General features: G+C 52.9%; 19 protein-coding genes. 8 read left to right on the forward strand and 11 right to left on the reverse strand.

The genetic code is table 11. The features are described from left to right. The first annotated feature begins 91 nt into the window (after positions 1 to 91). Positions 92 to 1,267: a DNA polymerase IV gene (locus tag IZU99_04790; protein ID UOO38748.1), complete on the forward strand. Its 1,176-nt coding sequence runs from the start codon at positions 92 to 94 to the stop codon at positions 1,265 to 1,267. Positions 1,268 to 1,302: 35 nt separating this feature from the next. Here the strand turns inward: IZU99_04790 and IZU99_04795 are convergent, their stop codons facing one another. Both IZU99_04795 and IZU99_04800 read right to left on the reverse strand, forming a co-directional pair. Next, the gene (locus IZU99_04795; protein ID UOO38568.1) at positions 1,303 to 3,189 is read right to left on the reverse strand and encodes a trypsin-like peptidase domain-containing protein; all 1,887 of its coding nucleotides are present in this window, start codon (positions 3,187 to 3,189) and stop codon (positions 1,303 to 1,305) included. Between the two features lie 107 nt (positions 3,190 to 3,296). Then, positions 3,297 to 3,959: a Crp/Fnr family transcriptional regulator gene (locus IZU99_04800; protein UOO38569.1), complete on the reverse strand. Its 663-nt coding sequence runs from the start codon at positions 3,957 to 3,959 to the stop codon at positions 3,297 to 3,299. A gap of 98 nt (positions 3,960 to 4,057) precedes the next feature. Between IZU99_04800 and IZU99_04805 the strand changes: the two genes are divergently transcribed. Next, on the forward strand, positions 4,058 to 4,759 hold the full coding sequence (locus IZU99_04805) for a 4Fe-4S binding protein (protein ID UOO38570.1): 702 nt from the start codon (positions 4,058 to 4,060) through the stop codon (positions 4,757 to 4,759). 129 nt (positions 4,760 to 4,888) lie between these two features. Next, positions 4,889 to 6,466 carry a hydroxylamine reductase gene (hcp, locus tag IZU99_04810; protein UOO38571.1) on the forward strand — a complete coding sequence of 526 codons (1,578 nt, stop codon included), beginning with the start codon at positions 4,889 to 4,891 and terminating at the stop codon, positions 6,464 to 6,466. A 64-nt stretch (positions 6,467 to 6,530) separates the two neighbouring features. On the opposite strand, the gene IZU99_04815 is transcribed toward hcp, so the two are convergent. Then, positions 6,531 to 7,967, reverse strand: a complete 1,437-nt coding sequence (locus IZU99_04815) for a DUF342 domain-containing protein (protein UOO38572.1) — start codon at positions 7,965 to 7,967, stop codon at positions 6,531 to 6,533. Positions 7,968 to 8,006: 39 nt separating this feature from the next. Beyond that, on the reverse strand, positions 8,007 to 8,501 hold the full coding sequence (locus IZU99_04820) for an HD domain-containing protein (protein ID UOO38573.1): 495 nt from the start codon (positions 8,499 to 8,501) through the stop codon (positions 8,007 to 8,009). A gap of 162 nt (positions 8,502 to 8,663) precedes the next feature. Between IZU99_04820 and IZU99_04825 the strand changes: the two genes are divergently transcribed. Beyond that, complete coding sequence (locus IZU99_04825; protein UOO38574.1) at positions 8,664 to 9,005, forward strand: helix-turn-helix transcriptional regulator; 342 nt, start codon at positions 8,664 to 8,666, stop codon at positions 9,003 to 9,005. A 76-nt stretch (positions 9,006 to 9,081) separates the two neighbouring features. Here the strand turns inward: IZU99_04825 and IZU99_04830 are convergent, their stop codons facing one another. The 7 genes from IZU99_04830 to IZU99_04860 all read right to left on the reverse strand — a co-directional run bounded on the left by IZU99_04830 (position 9,082) and on the right by IZU99_04860 (position 13,950). After that, entirely contained in the window at positions 9,082 to 9,873 is a 792-nt protein-coding gene (locus IZU99_04830) for an ABC transporter permease subunit (GenBank protein UOO38575.1), read from the reverse strand. 14 nt (positions 9,874 to 9,887) lie between these two features. Continuing rightward, entirely contained in the window at positions 9,888 to 10,685 is a 798-nt protein-coding gene (locus IZU99_04835) for an ABC transporter permease subunit (protein ID UOO38576.1), read from the reverse strand. A gap of 15 nt (positions 10,686 to 10,700) precedes the next feature. Then, a complete protein-coding gene (locus IZU99_04840) occupies positions 10,701 to 11,582 on the reverse strand; it encodes an ABC transporter ATP-binding protein (GenBank protein UOO38577.1) in 882 nt (293 codons plus the stop codon). Next, positions 11,566 to 12,201: a TetR/AcrR family transcriptional regulator gene (locus IZU99_04845; GenBank protein ID UOO38578.1), complete on the reverse strand. Its 636-nt coding sequence runs from the start codon at positions 12,199 to 12,201 to the stop codon at positions 11,566 to 11,568. The genes IZU99_04840 and IZU99_04845 overlap by 17 nt, the downstream gene beginning before the upstream one ends. Before the next feature lie 182 nt (positions 12,202 to 12,383). Then, positions 12,384 to 12,869, reverse strand: coding sequence for a carboxypeptidase regulatory-like domain-containing protein (locus tag IZU99_04850; GenBank protein UOO38579.1), 486 nt, complete (start codon positions 12,867 to 12,869; stop codon positions 12,384 to 12,386). An 85-nt stretch (positions 12,870 to 12,954) separates the two neighbouring features. Beyond that, positions 12,955 to 13,260, reverse strand: a complete 306-nt coding sequence (locus IZU99_04855) for a hypothetical protein (protein ID UOO38580.1) — start codon at positions 13,258 to 13,260, stop codon at positions 12,955 to 12,957. A gap of 171 nt (positions 13,261 to 13,431) precedes the next feature. Next, positions 13,432 to 13,950 carry a hypothetical protein gene (locus IZU99_04860; protein UOO38581.1) on the reverse strand — a complete coding sequence of 173 codons (519 nt, stop codon included), beginning with the start codon at positions 13,948 to 13,950 and terminating at the stop codon, positions 13,432 to 13,434. Positions 13,951 to 14,095: 145 nt separating this feature from the next. Between IZU99_04860 and IZU99_04865 the strand changes: the two genes are divergently transcribed. From IZU99_04865 to IZU99_04880, 4 genes are all read left to right on the forward strand, one after another. Continuing rightward, positions 14,096 to 14,830: a 16S rRNA (uracil(1498)-N(3))-methyltransferase gene (locus IZU99_04865; GenBank protein ID UOO38582.1), complete on the forward strand. Its 735-nt coding sequence runs from the start codon at positions 14,096 to 14,098 to the stop codon at positions 14,828 to 14,830. A gap of 308 nt (positions 14,831 to 15,138) precedes the next feature. Next, the gene (locus tag IZU99_04870) at positions 15,139 to 17,388 is read left to right on the forward strand and encodes a hydratase (GenBank protein UOO38749.1); all 2,250 of its coding nucleotides are present in this window, start codon (positions 15,139 to 15,141) and stop codon (positions 17,386 to 17,388) included. Positions 17,389 to 17,519: 131 nt separating this feature from the next. Continuing rightward, positions 17,520 to 18,008 carry a transposase gene (locus IZU99_04875; GenBank protein UOO38583.1) on the forward strand — a complete coding sequence of 163 codons (489 nt, stop codon included), beginning with the start codon at positions 17,520 to 17,522 and terminating at the stop codon, positions 18,006 to 18,008. Positions 18,009 to 18,068: 60 nt separating this feature from the next. Continuing rightward, positions 18,069 to 19,268, forward strand: coding sequence for an NADP-dependent isocitrate dehydrogenase (locus tag IZU99_04880; protein UOO38584.1), 1,200 nt, complete (start codon positions 18,069 to 18,071; stop codon positions 19,266 to 19,268). The last annotated feature ends 13 nt before the right edge of the window (positions 19,269 to 19,281 follow it).

Below are 19,281 nucleotides of genomic sequence, written 5' to 3' on the forward strand. Positions count from 1 at the left end.
AATAAATTATTTTGGGAGGTGCCCTTGGGTGAACGCGCCGCGCGTCATTCTTCACAGCGATTTAAACAGCTTTTACGCCTCGGTGGAGATCATGCTCGACCCCAGCCTGCGCGGCAAGGCCGTCGCTGTCTGCGGGTCGACGGAGGATCGCCACGGGATCGTGCTGGCCAAGTCGGAAAAAGCAAAAAAAGCCGGTATCAAAACCGGCATGGTCAACTGGGAGGCCAAGCGCCTGTGCCCGGAGCTCATCGTCCTGCGCCCGAATTTTGAGCAGTATCTGAAATACTCTAAGCTGACGCGGGATATTTATGCCCGCTTTACCGATAAAGTCGAGCCGTTCGGCATGGACGAGTGCTGGCTCGACCTGACGGGCTGCCGGGCTTCCTCCGGCGCGGAAACAGCCGAAACGATCCGCCGGACCGTCTCGACGGAACTGGGGATGACGGTGAGCATCGGCGTGTCGTTTAATAAAATCTTCGCCAAGCTCGGTAGCGACATGAAGAAGCCGGACGCCGTTACAGTGATCGGCCAAGAGGATTTCAAGGAAAAAGTTTGGCCGCTCCCGGCCTCGGAACTCATCTATGTCGGCCGGGCGACGACAAAAAAGCTCGCCGCCTACGGTATCCGCACGATTGGGGACATCGCCGGTGCCTCGCCGGACTTTTTAAAGCGCCTGCTTGGCGTTAACGGTGTGGCGCTCTGGACGTATGCCACAGGAAGTGACACGTCCCGCGTGATGCACGAAGACTTCGAGGTACCCATTAAATCTATCGGGCACGGGATCACCTGCACGGAAGACCTTTTGAGTGGGGAGGAAGTCTTTCTCGTGATGCTGCAGCTTGTGCAGGACGTCGGACGCAAGCTGCGCACAAACGATTTTCTCGCCCGCGGCGTCCAGATTACCGTGAAGGACAATAATCTGGCGTGGCGGCAGTATCAGGCGCCGCTGGACGTGCCGACGCAGAGCCCGCTGGAGCTGGCGCAAAAGGGGCGGTGGCTGTTTGAAAAAAATTACGACTGGCACCTGCCCGTCCGGGCGGTCACGATACGCGCCATCAACCTTATCCCGAGGTCTCAGCCGGTGCAGCTGCTTTTGTACGACGACCCCGTCCGCCGGGAAAAGCGAGAGCGGGTAGAGGCGGCGATGTACAATATCCGCGAGCGCTTCGGCAAGGGCGCCATTTATGCGGCCTGCCTGATGGAAAACCGTAAAATGCCCGGCCTCGGCGTTCACGAGGTCAACCTGCCGGGGATGATGTATATCTAAAGCAAGAGCGAGGCATGAACGCCTCGCTCTCGCTACTAAATAGGGACAACAAATATGAGGACGCAATTAGAGCTATAAAATTCGCCGATGGAATAATACACATCCAAACCATAGGATGAATTCCTGAAGACGTATACTAAATCTCCGTAGTCATCGTAGAAGGAAGAGAAATAGTGAAAACCATTGTCACTTAATAAATCAAAATAGCCGTCAATGGCATAATGACTGTCTACCGTTAAATCGGAAATTCGATAGGCGAAAAATTCCGAATCGGTGCTGGGGTCATAATTTTGATAATATGGCGCGCAATTGACGTAAGCCCCATAGTCCGGCGCAGGATAGTACCCCGAATAATAAGCGGTGGAAGTTCCGCTGCCGACAACAGTAACATTTATTGACGTTGTTGCCAGCGCGTTATCATTTTCATCCAGCAGGCCGATTATAACCGCTGTGCTTCCCGGTGCAAGACCGGTAAATGTAAGCGGAATCGAATTACCAGACCAATCCCCCCAGGCACATGCTACGATAGAGTAATTTCCTATTTGATAGGCGATAGAGTCAAAATTCCCGGAGCTGGCGGTCAGCGTCACGGTTGTTTTGGAGCCCTTATTAATTGTAACGGCAGCGGGCGAAGCCGTTACTTTCAGCGCTGACGTTGACGAGGCGACCGTCGATAACGGCACGGTCGACGTTTGCTTCATGTTATTAACCAAATTGATCGGTACGGCCAGGTTCAGATTTTGCCCGTCTTCATACCCACCGCTTGTGACGCCGATGACCTCACCGGCGGTGTTGATCAGCGCGCCGCCGCTGCTGCCGTGTGAGATGGACGCGTCAATCATAATATAACTGACGCCGTCAATGAGGTGTGCGGCGTTTGTGATCGTCCCCTTAGAAAACGTCTGATCCACGCCAAGCGGGTAGCCGATGGCATAAATCGTCGACCCTGTGGCAGCAGTATCGGAATTGCCCAAATTCAGGTATGGAAAACCGGACCCGCTGATCTGCAATAACGCCAGATCATTGGTTTCACTATAATCATATACGCCGGAGACGTTGTAAATACCGCCATCTTTCGTGACGATTTTCGCGGAGGAGGCTCTGCTGATGACGTGAAAATTTGTCACGGCAAGGCCGGAACTGCTGATAAAAAAGCCGCTGGCGCACCCTGATACTTTACCTGTTGAATCATAAACTTCGATATAAAATACCGCAGGGCAACATAGTTTGGAAATTTCCGTCGCCGTCAGCTCGTTTTCCGTCAGCGTCAAAGACTGGCGGAAATCGGTGCTGGCCATACGCGTGACGATGGCTGCGACGGCATCGCGCGTGATGAAGCTGCCGGGGTAAAACGTCCCGGCGCTGTCGCTGCCGGCTAGGACGCCGGCACGGTAGAGCTTATAGACGGCGGGGCCATATGAATACGTGACGGAGACATCGGGGATGGCATTGTCGTCGATCTGGTTTTTGGCCATCAGTGCCTCGTCGGGGAGCGCGGCCGCCAGGATGACGGCAAAGTCGGCACGTGTGGCGTTGGCTTTGTAATTTGGATATGATACCGGGATGATGTCGTTTGACAGCGCATAATCAACGTACGGCTGATACCAAGGCGAGCCGGACGGAAAATTCGCCGAGCCGGTATTGTAGATGCTGTGCAGGCAGGCGGCGAGCTTGATCGCCTCGGCGATCGTCAGGTTGTTGCCGGGCGAAAACGTTGTGGGGGAGGACCCGTTGACCAGGCCGTATTCATAAGCCGTCTGGACGTACGGGGCAAACCACTGATTTGATACGTCGGTAAATTGCCCGCTGCTATATGTATTGACTTTCGTAAAATTTGAGAGCGTTCCCGCGAGCACCGTAACCGGCAAAATGGTTACGATGAGCAGTAATGACAGGATGATCGTTGCAACGCGCTTTTTCATATAGAACCCTCCCCAGATTCCAGAAGATAGCGTGTTTCCTATTAACATCCTATATTGTATATATATAGCATGGAAAATACAAGATATTTGTCGAAGTTTTTACAATTTTATAATATCAGCTCGAAATGATTCCGCTCAAACGTCAGAAGTCCCTCGTCGCGCATCCGGCCAAGCTCGGACGACATGGCGCTGCGGTCGATGGCGAGATAATCGGCCAGCTCCTGCCGGTTGAATGGAATGTCAAAGGCGCTCCTGCCGACCTTTTCAGCCTCGGCGGAGAGATACGCCAAAAGTTTTTCGCGTGTTGTGCGCTTGGACATTTGCTCAATCTTCTGCATAAGCAGGATATTTTTGTTGGCAATGATCTGCAAGAGGTTGGCAATCAGCTGTGAGTGGAAGAGACAGGCCGACGAGCATGTTTTAATGATTTTGCGGCAATTTATGAGCATAATCTCGCACCGGTCGGCAGCAAGGACGCTGACGGCGATGCGCTCCGACTGAGCGCAGGAAAACGACTCGGCAAACAGGTCTCCCGCTTCCGCCTGAGATAGGATATCCTTCCGGCCCCAAAAGTCTTCCTTAATGATATGAATGCTGCCGCTCAAAATGATTCCGACTGTGAAGACGCTGTCGTCCGCTGAAAAAACAAATGTGTTTTTCTCGTACTGGCGGACGCTTGCTGACAGGCACGGCAGAATATTGTCAATATCGGCGTCGTCAATGCCCGCAAAGAGCGGGCATTTTTTTAATGTGGAGAGATACGGCGTCATAAAAATTCCTCCGAATATTTTAATATGTTGTAAATGCAACATACACGGTGAGCCTATTGTAGTACGATAGGCACAAGAAATCAAGGAGGTGCACGGTGATGATCCGTAAAATCATAAAGATCGACGAAGAAAAATGCAACGGCTGCGGCATCTGCGCGCAGGCCTGCCACGAGGGCGCCATCCAGATGATCGGCGGGAAGGCACGGCTGACCCGCGAGGATTACTGCGACGGGCTCGGAGACTGTCTGCCCGGCTGTCCGACGGGCGCCATTACTTTTGAAGAGCGCGAGGCACCGGCGTACGACCACGCGGCCGTGATGGCGGCCAAAGGCGACAAGACCGAGAAAGCGCCGCTGCCGTGCGGCTGCCCGGGTTCGCAGGCGAAATCGCTGGCAAGGGCGGTGCAAGCGCCGGCTCAAACCACTGCTGCCGAGAGCGAACTGACGCAATGGCCCGTTCAGATCAAGCTCGTGCCCATAAACGCGCCGTATTTTGACAATGCCAATCTGCTCATTGCGGCCGACTGCACGGCTTTTGCCTATGGGGACTTCCACAAAAAGTTTATCCGAAACCATGTGACGCTGATCGGCTGCCCAAAGCTCGACGAGGGCGACTATGCTGAGAAGCTCACGGAGATTATAAGGCGTAACAATATCAAAAGCGTTACGGTTGTCCGAATGGAAGTGCCGTGCTGCGGCGGGATTGAAAACGCCGTCAAAAAGGCGCTTCAAAACAGCGGGAAGTTTATTCCATGGTCTGTCGTTGTCATCTCAACGGATGGGAAGATTTTAGAAGGTTAAATCTCATCCCACCCACCGCCCAAAAAGGTATAGGGGCCCGGCCCTTATGACCCCGTTCAATTACGAAACCGGGGCAACGCCCCATTAAAAATAAAAAATTATAGTTAAATTATTAGGAGGAACAAAAAAATGAGCATGTTTTGTTTTCAGTGTGAGCAGACGGCGGGCGGCAAGGCCTGTACCGGTAAAATCGGCGTCTGCGGCAAACCGGAGGACGTCGCCAATCTGCAAGACGATTTAACGCGGGAACTCATCGCACTGGCTGTTGCCTACAGCGGCAAAAAGCCGACGCGTCAGGCTGTCAACGTTATGATGGAAGGGCTTTTCACAACCGTCACAAATGTTAACTTCGACGCCGACTCCATCGCATCGCTTACAAGCCGCGCGGCGGCTGAGAAAAAAGCCGCCAACCCGAACCTTCAGCTTGACTGCGGCGCACCGGGCGAGCCGCTCCGCCTGTGGAGCGTTGACGAGGATATCCGGTCGTTAAAGTCGCTCATCCTGCTTGGCCTGCGCGGCGTTGCCGCTTACGCCTACCACGCTCTCGCGCTCGGCTATCAGGACGACGATGTCGACCAGATGCTCTTTAAAGGCCTTGAAGCCATCAGCAAGACGGATGCCACAATGAACGACCTGTTGCCTGTCGTAATGGAAGTCGGCAATATTAACCTCAAATGCATGGAGCTCCTTGACCGCGCCAATACCGATACGTACGGCACACCCGCGCCGACGACTGTACCACTGTCGGTTGAAAAAGGCCCCTTTATTGTTATCTCCGGCCACGACCTGCACGACCTTCAGCTGCTGTTAGAGCAGACGCAAGGGAAGGGCATCAATATTTACACGCACGGCGAGATGCTCCCGGCGCACGCGTATCCGAAGCTCAAGGCCTACAGCCATCTTAAGGGCAACTTCGGCACGGCCTGGCAGAATCAGCAGACAGAGTTTGACGCGCTGCCCGCGCCGGTGCTGTTTACGACAAACTGCCTCATGCCGCCCAAGGACAGTTACCGCGACCGCGTTTTCACAACAGCTGTTGTCGACTACCCCGGCCTCGTCCACATAGATGACAACAAGGACTTCACACCCGTCATCAATAAGGCGCTCGCGCTTGGCGGTTATCAGGAAGACAAAGAGATGACCGGCATCAACGGCGGCAAAACCGTCATGACAGGCTTCGGCCACGGCACAGTGCTGTCCGTCGCCGGGACGGTCATTGACGCGGTCAAGGCCGGTGCGATCAAGCACTTCTTCCTCGTCGGCGGCTGCGACGGCGCAAAGCCCGGCCGTAACTACTACACCGAATTTGTCCAGAAAACACCGGCCGATACCGTCGTTCTGACGCTGGCCTGCGGCAAATACCGCTTCAACGACCTCGATCTCGGGACACTCGGCGGTCTGCCGCGCCTGATGGACATGGGCCAGTGCAACGATGCCTACAGCGCTATCAAGGTTGCCGTTGCGCTCAGCGAGGCGTTCGGCTGCTCTGTCAACGAGCTGCCCTTAACGCTTGTGCTCTCCTGGTACGAGCAGAAGGCCGTCTGCATCCTCTTAACGCTTCTGGCACTCGGCATCAAAAACATCTACCTCGGGCCGACGCTCCCGGCCTTCGTCTCACCGAACGTTTTAAACTTCCTTGTTGAAAACTTCAACATCACGCCGGTTTCCACACCCGAAGCGGATCTGAAGAAGATTCTGAAGGCGTAACCTATTCGTCAAGACACAAGAAGAGAGGAGCTGCATGGCAGCCCCTCTCTTCTTATATTATTTGTCAGCGCGCCGAGCCGATGGCCACCTCGCCGTCACTGTAATAAAAGGAGGTGTTCATCAGATTACTTGACACGACATAGAGGGCAGAGCCGATTGTCACAACGGTGCCCGGATAGGCTGTTCCAGTGCAGATGACCTTACCGTAGTTTCTGTTATACAGTGCGGCATTGAGGTCGTTGAGCTCGGCGACGGCGCTTTGAAGTGTCGCTGAAATCGTATTGTGGCTATAGGAAGCTTTCTGAAGCATCTGCTGTTTCTCTTCCGTCAATCGACCGACCTCCTCCAGCTGACGGAGAAGTTTTAAAAGCGGCTCTAAGCTTTGTAGCTGCTTTTCCAGATCGGGTATCATGTCGGAAAGGCTGCGCTGACGTTCAACGAGATCGGGGTCATTACCAATCTGAAGCTTTGTTTTGATGCCTGATGATGATCCGAGTGTCCGGCACTCGATGTTTTGCATCACAATGCAGGTGCCGCCGATGATCTTCGAGATGACGCCTTCTGTTTTCAGGCTTTTCTTGGAGCGAACGGTGCTGTTGAGAATGTATTCGGCCCGAATATCACCGCTGGCATAAACGCTGCAATTTTCAACGAAGCGGCATTTCATGTTTCCTTTGCACTCAATGGAACTGCCAAGTGCGCCGCCCTGCAAATTTAAATCACCGCCGGATTTGACCGTCGCCGATTCGACAATACCGGCAACGGTGATAAACCCGCCCGCTTCGATGGTCAGGCCGGATGTCACCATGCCGCGAATGACGAGATTACCCGCGACCTTGATGTTGCCGGTCGAGGTGTCAACGTCCTGATTGAGTGTATACGTCTCGCCGACGGAGACCTTTTTGCCGTCAAACTCAAACTGGCCGTTAATTTTTGAGAGAATTTGGCTGCCGTCTTGACTCCATTCCGTATTCGGCCCCAAGACGATGGGTGCCGGTTTGCCGGGCTTTTGGCGGACGACCTGTCCTGTTACTGTCAGTCCGGGGGTCCCATCAATCGGTGGCGTGACTTTGCCAAGAATCTGACCAGCGCGGACATTTTCGATCAGGCCGAGGTCATAATAGTCAACCCGGCCGTTTTCTAGCATTTTTGGCTTGCCCCTGTTTTCCGTTCTGACGGCAAACGTCACCGTGCCGTCAACGCCGTCAATCGGCTCTGTGCCGGTTGCCACAACGACTTCCGTATCGTATCGAGGATTCTCGGCAAGAGAATCAATGGCCTGCCAGTCAATATTGGTCGTCACGCCCTGTCGGGCAAGCGCCGCTTTCAGTGTCTCCGCCGTCAAAAGGCGGCCGCCACCGGCAGGGGCTGTTAAAATAAAACCGGCAGACATCGCGCTGTTTTTGATAATAACGCTGACGGCAGCGTCTTTTGGCGGCGTTTTGTCAGCGGGCTCGGTGCCTGTTATGTTGGCGTTTGCTGGCTGTCCATGCATCGGCATGTCATCTCCCTCCTGCATAAGTCAATATAGTCTTGTTATTTATGAATCAGGGCACACGGCATTGAGGTAGTCTGTGCCGGACGGCGTGCGAAAAATTTTATTTTTGACCGCTGAAACAGCGGATGGCGTCATATCGTCTTCAATGGCGTTAACAATAAAATCGGCTTCAATAAGAATCTGTAAATCCAAATCCTCAATCTGTCCGTATGTGTGGTGGTGGGCAATCAGCCAGGATACACGGTCGATCAGCGGCGCGGCATACCCAAGAGCAGACAGCATTTTCCGGGCTTCCGGGGGGCCCTCTGTCTCCTGATACGGCCCGGCTGCGCTCTGATACTTCAATTCGCTGTTTTTGATGCCGATATCGTGTGTCAGCGCGGCGACCTCCAGAATCAGCTGCGTCTGCGCGTCGAGGCCTTCCTTCTCGCCGATCGCCTTGGCAAAACCGTAAACTTTTAAAAAGTGGCCGATTCGTCTGGCGTCACCCGCATAATAGCGGATCATCGCGTCGAGCACAGCGCCTGTTTCCGGCATAAAAGCACCGCCTTTCGTCATTCTGGTCCGATTAATATATTTATCGTTTTAAATAAGCAAAGCAATAGTACCGGTACTATTTTATTGTAAATGTAAAAAAAGAGGCATAATTTGTGCCCGAGCTGTGTTTTATATAATAAGAACACATCAGGAGGGACGATTGTGACCGATCCGTCATTACTGAGCGGCCTGATTGGCGAATTGCGGCGGGGCTCACTGACGCTGGCTGTCCTCAGTCGGCTGACAACGCCGCGCTATGGCTATGCGCTCCACCAGTGCCTGGAGGAAAAGGGCATCCGAATCGAAGCCAATACACTCTATCCGCTTCTGCGCCGCCTTGAGGCGCAGGGTCTTGTCGAGAACACGTGGGACACGTCATCGCCGCGCCCGCGCAAATATTATGTGCTCAATGATGACGGCCGGGCGCTTTATGACGCGCTGACGTTGGAATGGATCAAGCTGCGCGAGACAGTGGAGCGCCTTTTATCGGAGCAGGACGTGTAAATGACGCAAAAAAGGGCGGCTACGGCCACCCTTTTCATGCGCAATCGGTCTTGGTCACATACTGTGGGAGCAAGGCTTATAACATATCCTTCTTTTTAAAAGCAATAAAAGCGCTTGTGAACAACGCGACGGCCAAAAAAAGCGTTAGGCCTGAATAAATGGGGTCAAGCCTGCTTTGCATCAGGTCGGCCGGCGTGAAGTAAGACATAGGGGAGAAAAGCTTTAAAACGCCGGGGTTTTCGAGCATGTTGTAAATAACGCCCAGAACAAACGCATACAGAAAGGCCAGATTGCCATAAAGCGAGCCTTTTTCAGCCCGGCTGGTAGCAGCCGCCATGAAAGCGGCGAGGGCGATGAACAGCAGGCCAATGAAAAAGGCCGAGACGGTAAACGCCATAATCTGCCCCGTCACGCTTTCCGACGACTTCAGCGTGGCGACGGCCATCACAGAAAACAGCGCGTTGAAAACGCAGAAAAGCGCGAGGAAAATGACGGCCGATACAAGCTTCAAAGCCAGAATGCGCGTACGGGAGCACGGTTTCGTGAAGAGAAATTCATACGTTTTGTCGACAGATTCGCGGGAAACGGCCGCCGCGCCGAGATGAACAGCGTAAATGATGACAAAGATGAGAACGTAGTAGGATAGGATGACGGAATACCCGGTAAGCGTATTGAGATTGACGTCGACAATCCCCATCACCGCCCGCACAATACGGGGGAAAACGGTGACAAACTGCGCCATATCCGTGCCGCTGGAACTAAGACCCTGATATTTGACGATGCCGATAAAAACGAGCACAAACAGCCCGATAATCCAAAAGATAAAAGGCTTCAGCCCGGCGCGGAGCTCACGCTTAATAATATTCATGGAATCATCCCTCCTTAAAGCGCCGGTGTGTCGGCCGACCTGTATTTCACGAAGGAAAAAACAACACAGGCAGCAAAGACAACGGCCGCCGTCACGGCGTATTTCACTTCAAACCCGCCGTTTGCGAAAACGGTGTACGGCTCAAAGTAAATAAGCGGCGCAAAATAATGGAGAAAGTCTTCGTGCAGCATGTTGTTCAGAGCCGTTAAAATAAAACCGGCGAAGCCAAGGGCCGTTGCAATCCCCGAGACGGAACGAACCTTTCTGGCTAAGACGGCGTAGAGCGTGCCGATGGCATAGAACACGAGCTGCGTGAAAAATAGCGCGCACGATGCCCAGATGACGCGCCAGGTGTCGCCGCCTGTATTGCTGCTGTGATAGAGGAGAACGGACAAGGCCACAAACAGGATGTTTGCAACGCCGAGCAGCGTCAGGCCGGAGAGAAATTTTGCACCAAATATATCGTCGCGGGTTACCGGCTTCGTCAGCAGAAAATCAACGCACTTGGAGCGCTTCTCACGGGAAAAGGCCGCAATGGCAAAGATAGAGGCCATAATCGCCCCGATGACAGAGATGTAGGAATAAATGAACTGAAAAAAACCGCCATAGGAAAAAAGCTGATCGACAAAGATGCCGAAAGCCGCGGCAAACTGCGGCGGAAAGCCGTTGTATGCCTTGATCACCGCGTCTTTGCTGTCCATAAAAACAGGAAAGAGACCCGACATGAAAATCAGCAGCACAAGCAGGAGACTGACGGTCCAGATAATAAAGCTCTTCAGCTGTGCTTTTAATTCAAACACATAGATGTTCAAGCTGACACCTCCCGTTCATTCTGCGTAATAGTGCATAAAGATATCTTCCAGCGTCGGCTCGGTGATATCGACATTCGTAAGCGGGAGCTTGCCGAGCGCAGTGAGCAGCAGATTCACGTCGCCCCTGTAGATAAAGCTTGCTGTGTGGCTGTTCATGCTGATATTCATGGCTCCGGGTAGGTTGAATGTGCTCAGGGGAGCGCCGTCCTTCACCGAAAGGCTGACGTTTTTGTAGGCGTTTTGCTGCAGTTCGCTGATTTTCTGAACATTGACGATTCGGCCATCCTTAATGATTGCCACACGGTCGCAGATGCGCTGCACTTCGCTCAAAATATGCGAGGAGAAGAGAACGGTCGCGCCGCGCGCGTTTTCCTTTTTGATGAGGTCGAAAAACGTCTTCTGCATCAAGGGATCAAGGCCGCTCGTCGGCTCGTCGAGAATGATGAGGCGGGGGGAATGCAAAAGCCCCTGAATGATACCGACCTTTTTTTTGTTGCCGAGGCTCATGTCCTCAATTTTTTTGCGCAGGTCGAGCTGAAGCAGCTCAGCCAGCTCCTGGATTTTTTCCGAGCAGTCTTTTTTATAAAAGCTTGCTGAATACTTGAAGAGATCAATGGCACGCATATTGTCGTAGTAAAATACTTCGCTTGGGAGGTATCCGACGTCCTGCAAAATGGCTACTTTGTCACGCTCGCAGTCGAGCCCGAAAATTTTAGCCGTACCACTTGTTTTGAAGATGAGCGACAAAAGTGTTCGGATTGTCGTTGACTTGCCCGCGCCGTTGGGGCCGATAAAGCCGAAAATTTCCCCCTCATTGACCGTCAGGGAGACGTCGATGATGCCGCGCGCCTTGCCATAATACTTCGTCAGGTTTGTCGTTTCAATGACTGCGCTCATTCAAAAATTCCTCCTTATATGACACTTTTTTTAAAAGTGACGACCACAACCGGTACTTATCCATGACGTCGCCAAGTTCAACCGGAAGACCGGCATCTTGCTTTTCATGCAGATAGCCGTCGATGAGCCAGGTGAGCATCTGGAAAATGTCTTGCGGGCTGATGTCTTCTCTAAATTTTGAATAATCGATTTTTGAAAAATAGGTGCCGTAAATCGCCGCTGTTTCCGCTTGTATTTTGCTTCTGATGGCGTCGGAAACGGCTTCGCGCTCTGAATAAAACGCCCGCATGATAAACGCCAGAATAAAAGGGCTTTCACGGAGCATTTGGCATTTACGTTCGGCGGCGTATGCAGAAAGCTCAAAAAAATCTGTGATTTCCGAAAGGCGCGCGTCAACGACATGCTCTTTAATCCGGTTAGCCGCGTATTCGAATAGGAAAAGATACAGCGATTTTTTATCGTGAAAATAATAGAACAATAAGCCCTTGGAGATGTCGGCCTTTGAAGCGATCTGCTCCGTTGAGGCGTGCCGATAGTCACTCTGGCCGAACACCTCAAAACCGGCATTGATAATCCGCAGCCGTTTTTCCTCCGGCAATTCATAAAATTTGCCGTTCACTGAATACACCTCCTGACTAATACGGTTTAACTATCCCAGTCAATCTACAAGCATTGTACGCCATTGACTATTTTTTTCAAGCCCCCTGCGTAAAAATCTTTTAAGCTGAATTCTTGAATGCTGCTTTCCGCCGAAACAAAAAAATACCGCGCCGGTTTCCGGCGCGGTACGGTATATTTCTGTCATTTCTGACACAAATAACATTTGGTCTGCGGGTTTTGGTAATGATCTTTCAGACGAATGGCTTGATGCGCCGTTTGGCCAGGGAGGACTTTGACATATTGTGAACGGTAGCTCGAATCCGCACCATGATCGACGACCAAAGTATAAAACCCCGGAGGGATATCCTCGATAACGAAGTTGCCGTTTAAATCTGAATTTGTCCGATAAACCGGAATAGTTCTTTCATTGCCGAAATAAAGAAGGACGGTTCCGTTGCTAATAATCTCGCCGTTCCGTTCCAAGCATATAATCCCGGTTATTTTTCCGCAATATTTATTGATATCGTCTGTTAAATGGATGTTGATATTTTGAGTATTTTTTTGTATCGGGTTTAAGTCGACCTTTTGTATTTGATCCAAATCTTGTTTATTATACTGGATACTTTCTTCTTGCTGGTTGAGATTACTTTTTGCCGGATCGTCATAAAAATTGTCTTGCGATGCCATTGTTTAACCCCATTTTTTAAATAGTTAGATTATAATATGATCTAAGTAATAGTGAGGTAAAAACCCCACTATATAAATTGCTTGGTTAACAATAACTTTTCTTTTCCTGTTCTACCTCGGCTTCAGATTCAGATTCGGCTTTGGCATCAGCATCAGCATCAGATACAGCCTCAGCCTCTGCTTTATTCTCCGCTTCGTTTTCGGCGCTTTGACCCTGAATCTGCTTCTGTATCAATGTGTTATGGTTTATCTGTTTGTTGTACTGACTTTGGCTCGAATATTCTTTTTCCTCTATCTCAACTTCCTGCTCGGCCTCGAGCTCGGCTTTTAATTCGGCTTTGATGATGGCTTTTAGCTCATCTTTGAAAATTTCAACATTTGGGTCTAGCATAAAAATATCTCCTTCTAATGATAAAGATCAAAAATAACAAGGGGGAACATTACATAGTATGATTTATGAGACAAATTGTTTCATGAGATGAAAATACAAACCGTTCGCTATAAATAAAATACATACCGTGCCGGTTTTCGGTGCGGTATGTATAAAATTATATTCAACAAATTACATCATGTTTTCAATCAGGCAGCCGATGATTTTTGAATGGCGCGCCTCGTCTTCTGCGTGTGCCAGATAAATATCCCGCAGCGCCGGATTAGATGTTGCGGCGGCGGCGCTTCGGTAGGCGGCCGCGCCTTCAAGTTCGCCTGTGTATTTCCGTCGGAGCGTCTGGCTGACCGAATAGATGAGCGGGCAGGCGCCCGGCGGCGTGTACGTTTCGCCGGTCAGTATGAAATAGCGTGCCCGCAGATGCTTAAGATGGCAGCGTTCATCGGCGGCAATGGCAAGCAGTTCCCGCCGCGCGCTGCCGGTACACAGTGACGCCAGCGTACAGTATATCTGTGCGTCGTTTGCCTCATCGTCCATAAAGTCGCGCAGCTGCGCGGCGTCATCCACGCCGCCGTGTGCATTACCGGGGTTCGCCGTGACGCCAATATCAGGGGGATTTGATCCCTCGGCGAGCACACGCTGCCAGACGTCGTCAAATTTTGCTCTGTCAAAATAGGTTGTCTCGTTTTCCATAAAGCATCATCCTTCAAGGAGATACCGGCACCGTACAGCACCTTGTGCTAATGGCCAGATGTACTGCATCTTATGCAAAGATTATTGCCAGAGTGCGGCGAATCTGATAAAATACATCGATAAGCAATGGCGGGAGGTGCTTACAATGCCGCGATTTTTTGTTACCGCGTCGAACATTTTCGGCGGCGTGGCCTATTTAAGCGCGAAAGAAACAGATCACATCCGCGCTTTGCGCATCCGCCGCGGCGAGTCCTTCACCGTCTGCGACGGTGACGGCAAGGATTACACCTGCCGCCTTACGACGCTGACGGAGGACGGCGCCGAAGCCGAAGTGATTGATATCGCGGCCTCCGGCGCGGAGCCCTCGGTTGACTGTACCGTCTTTGCCGCCTATGCCAAAGGGGACAAGCTGGAGACTGTCGTGCAAAAATCGGTGGAGCTCGGCGCGGCTGCCGTTATCTTATACCCATCGGCACGCTGTGTCTCCCGGCCGGAAGGCGCTGCCGCTTTGCACAAGACGGGCCGCCTTCAAAAAATTGCCGAGGAGGCCGCCAAGCAGTCCGGCCGCGGCCGTATCCCGTGTGTCACATCGTCGCCCTCGTATGAGTCGGCGATTGTCGCCGCCGCAGAGGCCGACCTGCCACTGTTTTTTTATGAGGCTGAAAAGCAGCAAAGCCTCAAAGATGTTCTGGCAAGCGCCAGGGACGTTAAAACCATTTCAATTGTTACAGGCCCCGAGGGCGGCTTTGACGCCGAGGAGGCCGCCTTTGCTGTTGTTAGCGGCTTAAGGTCCGTGTCGCTTGGCCCGCGCATTCTTCGCTGTGAAACGGCACCGCTCGCGGCTTTGTCCGCTGTCATGTACGCAACGGGGAATATGTAATCTAAACCCACCCCCCACCCAGAAGAAGTATAGGGGCTTCGCCCCTATAACCCCAATAAAAATGGGTAGATTCCATATAAGCCCGTACAAACCGGTAATATTTCCGTAGGGGCGATTATCAATCGCCCGCCAAGCCTTCCCCTGTGGGGAAGGTGGCGCGGCGTAGCCGCAACGGATGAGGCAGTTTTACCCCCGCTCCCAGCGTATGCCCCCGTCTTCGTAGGGGCGGATTCCATATCCGCCCATGTAAAGTAAATAATAAAAATTGCATAATCGCAATAATCACCGAAGGAGACCACCACATGTCCATGACCGAATTGTATAGCACCGGCGTTTATCTGATTGACGGCAAACCCGTCACAGCAGCGGACGCAAAGGGCGCGACTGACCCGGCCGACGCCCGCGAGAAGACGATGGCGTATCAGATTCTAAGAGCGCACGACAAAAGCGCAGACCCCAAAAAGATGCGCCTGAAGTTTGACGCGCTCGTGTCGCACGATATCACCTATGTCGGCATTATTCAGACGGCGCGCGCCTCCGGGATGACGCGCTTTCCGATACCCTATGCGCTCACAAACTGCCACAACAGCCTGTGCGCCGTCGGCGGCACCATTAATGAGGACGACCACGCCTTCGGCTTATCCGCCGCAAAAAAATACGGCGGTATCTACGTCCCTGCCAATCAGGCCGTTATCCACCAGTACGCGCGCGAAGCGCTCGCTGGGTGCTCCAAGATGATCCTCGGGTCAGACTCGCACACGCGCTACGGCTGTTACGGCACGCTCGGCGTTGGCGAGGGCGGGGGAGAGCTTGCCAAGCAGCTTTTAGAAAATACGTACGACGTCGACGCGCCGGAAGTCGTCCTCGTCTGGGTTGAGGGTGCGGTCCCGCACGGCATCGGCCCGCACGACGTGGCCATCGCGCTCGTCGGCGCGACGTTCCCGAATGGTTTTGTGAAAAACAAAATACTCGAATTTGTCGGCCCCGGCATTGAAGCCTTACCGATGGACTTCCGCATCGGCGTCGACGTCATGACGACGGAGACGAGCTGCCTGTCCTCCATCTGGGTGACGGACGAGAAGGTCAAAGATTATTATGAAAATGTCGGGCGGCCTGAGGCGTATCAGAGGCTTGTTCCGGCTGACGGTGCTTATTACGATTCGATGGTCAAAATCGATCTCAGTGCGATGGAATCGATGATCGCGCTGCCGTTTCACCCCTCGAAGGCGTACACTATTCACGCGCTTCAAAAAGAGCCGGACCGCATTTTTAAAGAGATTGAGGAATCCTGCAACAAGGAGCTCGGCGGGCGCGTCACGCTGGATTTGCATCGCAGTATAAATGATAAAGGCCAGATTGTCGTCGAGCAGGGCGTCATCGTCGGTTGTTCGGGCGGTATGTATGAAAACATTTCGGAGGCCGCCGATATCATGAACGGCCGGTCGGTGGGCAACGGCTACTTCAGCTTGTCCGTCTACCCGTCGTCAACGCCCATCGGCCTTGCCATGACAAAGGACGGCATTTCCGAAACGCTGATGGAAGCCGGGGCGCTTATTAAGTCTGCTTTCTGCGGCCCCTGCTTCGGCGCGGGTGACACACCGGCGCACAATACGCTCTCGATCCGCCACGCCACGCGCAATTTTGCTAACCGCGAAGGCTCCAAGCCGTCCGGCGGGCAGATCGCGGCGGTGGCTTTGATGGACGCGCGCTCGATTGCGGCAACGGCGGCAAACGGCGGCGTTTTAACGGCGGCGACGGATATCGACTACACTGTCACCCCGCGCACCTATCATTACGACCCCTCGATCTACGAAAAACGCGTCTATAACGGATTTGGCAAGCCCGACCCGTCGGTCGAGCTGCGCTTCGGCCCCAATATCGCCGACTGGCCGACAATGCATCGAATGGATGACGACTTGCTTGTTCGCCTCTGCGCCGTCATCCGCGACGATGTAACGACGACGGACGAGCTCATCCCCTCCGGCGAGACGTCTTCTTACCGCTCGAACCCCATCGCGCTGTCGGAGTTTACGCTGTCGCGCCGCGTGCCCGAATACGTCGGGCGCAGCAAGGAAGTCCGCGCGCTGGAGGAAGCACGCCGTGGCGGGGAAGCACCGGCTGAAATCACGGCTGTTCTCCAAAAAGTCGGCGGTGACATTAAGAAAACAACGGTCGGCTCCTGCGTCTTTGCCAAAAAGCCGGGGGACGGCAGCGCGCGCGAGCAGGCGGCCTCCTGCCAGAAGGTTCTGGGCGGATTTGCAAACATCTGCTACGAGTACGCAACGAAGCGCTACCGCTCCAATTGCCTCAACTGGGGCCTCGTGCCGTTTACGATCGACAAGTCCGAGCCGTTTGACTATACCGACGGCGACTGGGTTTATGTCCCCGGCATCCGCACGGCGATTCTGGACGGTGTTGAGACGGTGACGGGCAAGGTCGTCACAAAATCCGGCGTCCGCGACATAACGCTCCACTGCCGCGGCCTCAGCCCCGACGAAAAATTGATTTTAACCGAGGGCTGCCTCATGAACTACTACGCCGCAGGGTATGGGAAATAGGAATCGTTACCTGCGCATCGAATCGTAGGGGCGAACTTTGTTCGCCCGCACGTATTGACGTGGGCTATGCGAGTATTCATCGAACCGTAGGGGCGAACTTTGTTCGCCCACCGATTTCACGAGGGTGTCTCATGAATATTTTGCCTGTTCGGAAAAACAACCGATTAGAAAACCACGATTATGCAAAAACAGGTTTCTATTTTGTGACGATTTGCGTGATGGATAGGAATAACTTGCTGTGGGAGGAACCCAACAAAGAGGCGAAATACGTTTGTCTGCCCTTGTCGCCAATCGGCAAAATCATCGATAAAGAAATCATGATTTTGTCCCAAACATACGAACAACTTATCGTCGACAAATATGTCATCATGCCTAATCACATTCATATGATCATTGAAATTCATGAAAATAGCGGGCGATCACAGATCGCCCCTACGGTGTCACGCGCAATCAAGCAATTCAAAGGCTCGGTTACCAAGAAAATTGGTTATCCGTTATTTCAAAAATCTTACTATGACCACATTATCCGTGACGAAGCCGATTACTTGACAAAATGGAACTACATCAATACAAACCCCGCCCACTGGGTGGCGGATGACTATTACAGACAGACCCCATAGGGCGCGACGATTTGGCGTGCCGTAGCCTTTCATTAATTTTCACATTCACGGAGGTACCCCATGCCAAAAATACAAATGACAACGCCGCTTGTTGAGATGGACGGCGATGAAATGACGCGCGTGCTGTGGCAGATGATTAAGGACAAGCTCCTCCTGCCATACATCGACTTGAAGACAGAATACTACGACCTTGGGCTGTTAAGCCGCAACGCCACGCAGGATCAGATCACCGTTGACGCGGCCAACGCCACAAAGAAATACGGCGTCGCCGTCAAATGCGCCACCATCACCCCAAACCGCCAGCGCATGGAGGAATACCCGGAGCTGACGGAGATGTGGAAGTCGCCGAACGCCACTATCCGCTCGATTCTTGACGGCACCGTTTTCCGGGCGCCGATCACGCTCGATTGTGTGAAGCCTGTTGTGAAAACGTGGCAGGCGCCGATTACCATCGCCCGTCACGCCTATGGCGACGTGTATAAGGCCTCAGAGCTCGTTACAGACGAGCCGGGGGAATGCACCCTGACGTTTAAAGGCGCGAGCGGCGCTGTGCAGTCAATTTCCGTCCACAAGGCCAAAGGCCCCGCCGTGTGGCAGGGCATGCACAATACGCAAGAGAGCATCAAAAGCTTTGCGCGCGCGTGCTTTAAATACGCCGTTGACACAAAGCAGGACCTCTGGTTTTCCACGAAAGACACGATCTCCAAGCTTTACGACGGGCAGTTCAAGGCCGTTTTCGAAGAGGAGTTTAAGGCGTTTAAAGCGGACTTTGACCGGCTCGGCATCGAATATTTCTATACGCTCATAGACGATGCCGTGGCACGTGTCATGCGATCGAAGGGCGGCTTTATCTGGGCGCTGAAAAACTATGACGGCGACGTGATGAGCGACATGGTCTCAACGGCCTTTGGGTCGCTGGCGATGATGACGAGCGTGCTCGTCTCACCGGACGGCGTGTACGAGTTCGAGGCCGCGCACGGTACCGTGACGAAGCACTATTACAAATACCTGCAGGGCGAAAAGACGTCCACCAACCCGATGGCGACAATTTTTGCCTGGACGGGTGCTTTGCGCAAAAGGGGAGAGCTTGACGGGATTGCCGACCTTGCCGCCTTCGCGGAGCAGCTTGAAAAAGCGTGTATCGACACGCTGGAGTCCGGCACGATGCCGAAGGAGCTTGCCGCTTTGACGGAAGACGGCTTCAAGGCCACCGCCGTCAACACCGAGGAATTCTTGGACGCGATTGCTTCAAAGCTGTAAGAGGAAAGGACGC

The organism is Oscillospiraceae bacterium CM (genome assembly GCA_022870705.1).
Taxonomy (GTDB): Bacteria; Bacillota; Clostridia; order Oscillospirales; family Oscillospiraceae; genus Sporobacter.

Coding starts and splice junctions, on each gene's coding strand:
- IZU99_04815 (UOO38572.1), bottom strand. CDS start 7,967: ATGCCGATGCATGGACAGCCAGCAAACGCCAACATAACAGGCACCGAG.
- IZU99_04850 (UOO38579.1), bottom strand. CDS start 12,869: ATGGCATCGCAAGACAATTTTTATGACGATCCGGCAAAAAGTAATCTC.
- IZU99_04870 (UOO38749.1), top strand. CDS start 15,139: ATGACCGAATTGTATAGCACCGGCGTTTATCTGATTGACGGCAAACCC.
- IZU99_04880 (UOO38584.1), top strand. CDS start 18,069: ATGCCAAAAATACAAATGACAACGCCGCTTGTTGAGATGGACGGCGAT.
- hcp (UOO38571.1), top strand. CDS start 4,889: ATGAGCATGTTTTGTTTTCAGTGTGAGCAGACGGCGGGCGGCAAGGCC.
- IZU99_04805 (UOO38570.1), top strand. CDS start 4,058: ATGATCCGTAAAATCATAAAGATCGACGAAGAAAAATGCAACGGCTGC.
- IZU99_04855 (UOO38580.1), bottom strand. CDS start 13,260: ATGCTAGACCCAAATGTTGAAATTTTCAAAGATGAGCTAAAAGCCATC.
- IZU99_04790 (UOO38748.1), top strand. CDS start 92: ATGCTCGACCCCAGCCTGCGCGGCAAGGCCGTCGCTGTCTGCGGGTCG.
- IZU99_04800 (UOO38569.1), bottom strand. CDS start 3,959: ATGACGCCGTATCTCTCCACATTAAAAAAATGCCCGCTCTTTGCGGGC.
- IZU99_04795 (UOO38568.1), bottom strand. CDS start 3,189: ATGAAAAAGCGCGTTGCAACGATCATCCTGTCATTACTGCTCATCGTA.
- IZU99_04860 (UOO38581.1), bottom strand. CDS start 13,950: ATGGAAAACGAGACAACCTATTTTGACAGAGCAAAATTTGACGACGTC.
- IZU99_04840 (UOO38577.1), bottom strand. CDS start 11,582: ATGAGCGCAGTCATTGAAACGACAAACCTGACGAAGTATTATGGCAAG.
- IZU99_04820 (UOO38573.1), bottom strand. CDS start 8,501: ATGCCGGAAACAGGCGCTGTGCTCGACGCGATGATCCGCTATTATGCG.
- IZU99_04875 (UOO38583.1), top strand. CDS start 17,520: ATGAATATTTTGCCTGTTCGGAAAAACAACCGATTAGAAAACCACGAT.
- IZU99_04830 (UOO38575.1), bottom strand. CDS start 9,873: ATGAATATTATTAAGCGTGAGCTCCGCGCCGGGCTGAAGCCTTTTATC.
- IZU99_04865 (UOO38582.1), top strand. CDS start 14,096: ATGCCGCGATTTTTTGTTACCGCGTCGAACATTTTCGGCGGCGTGGCC.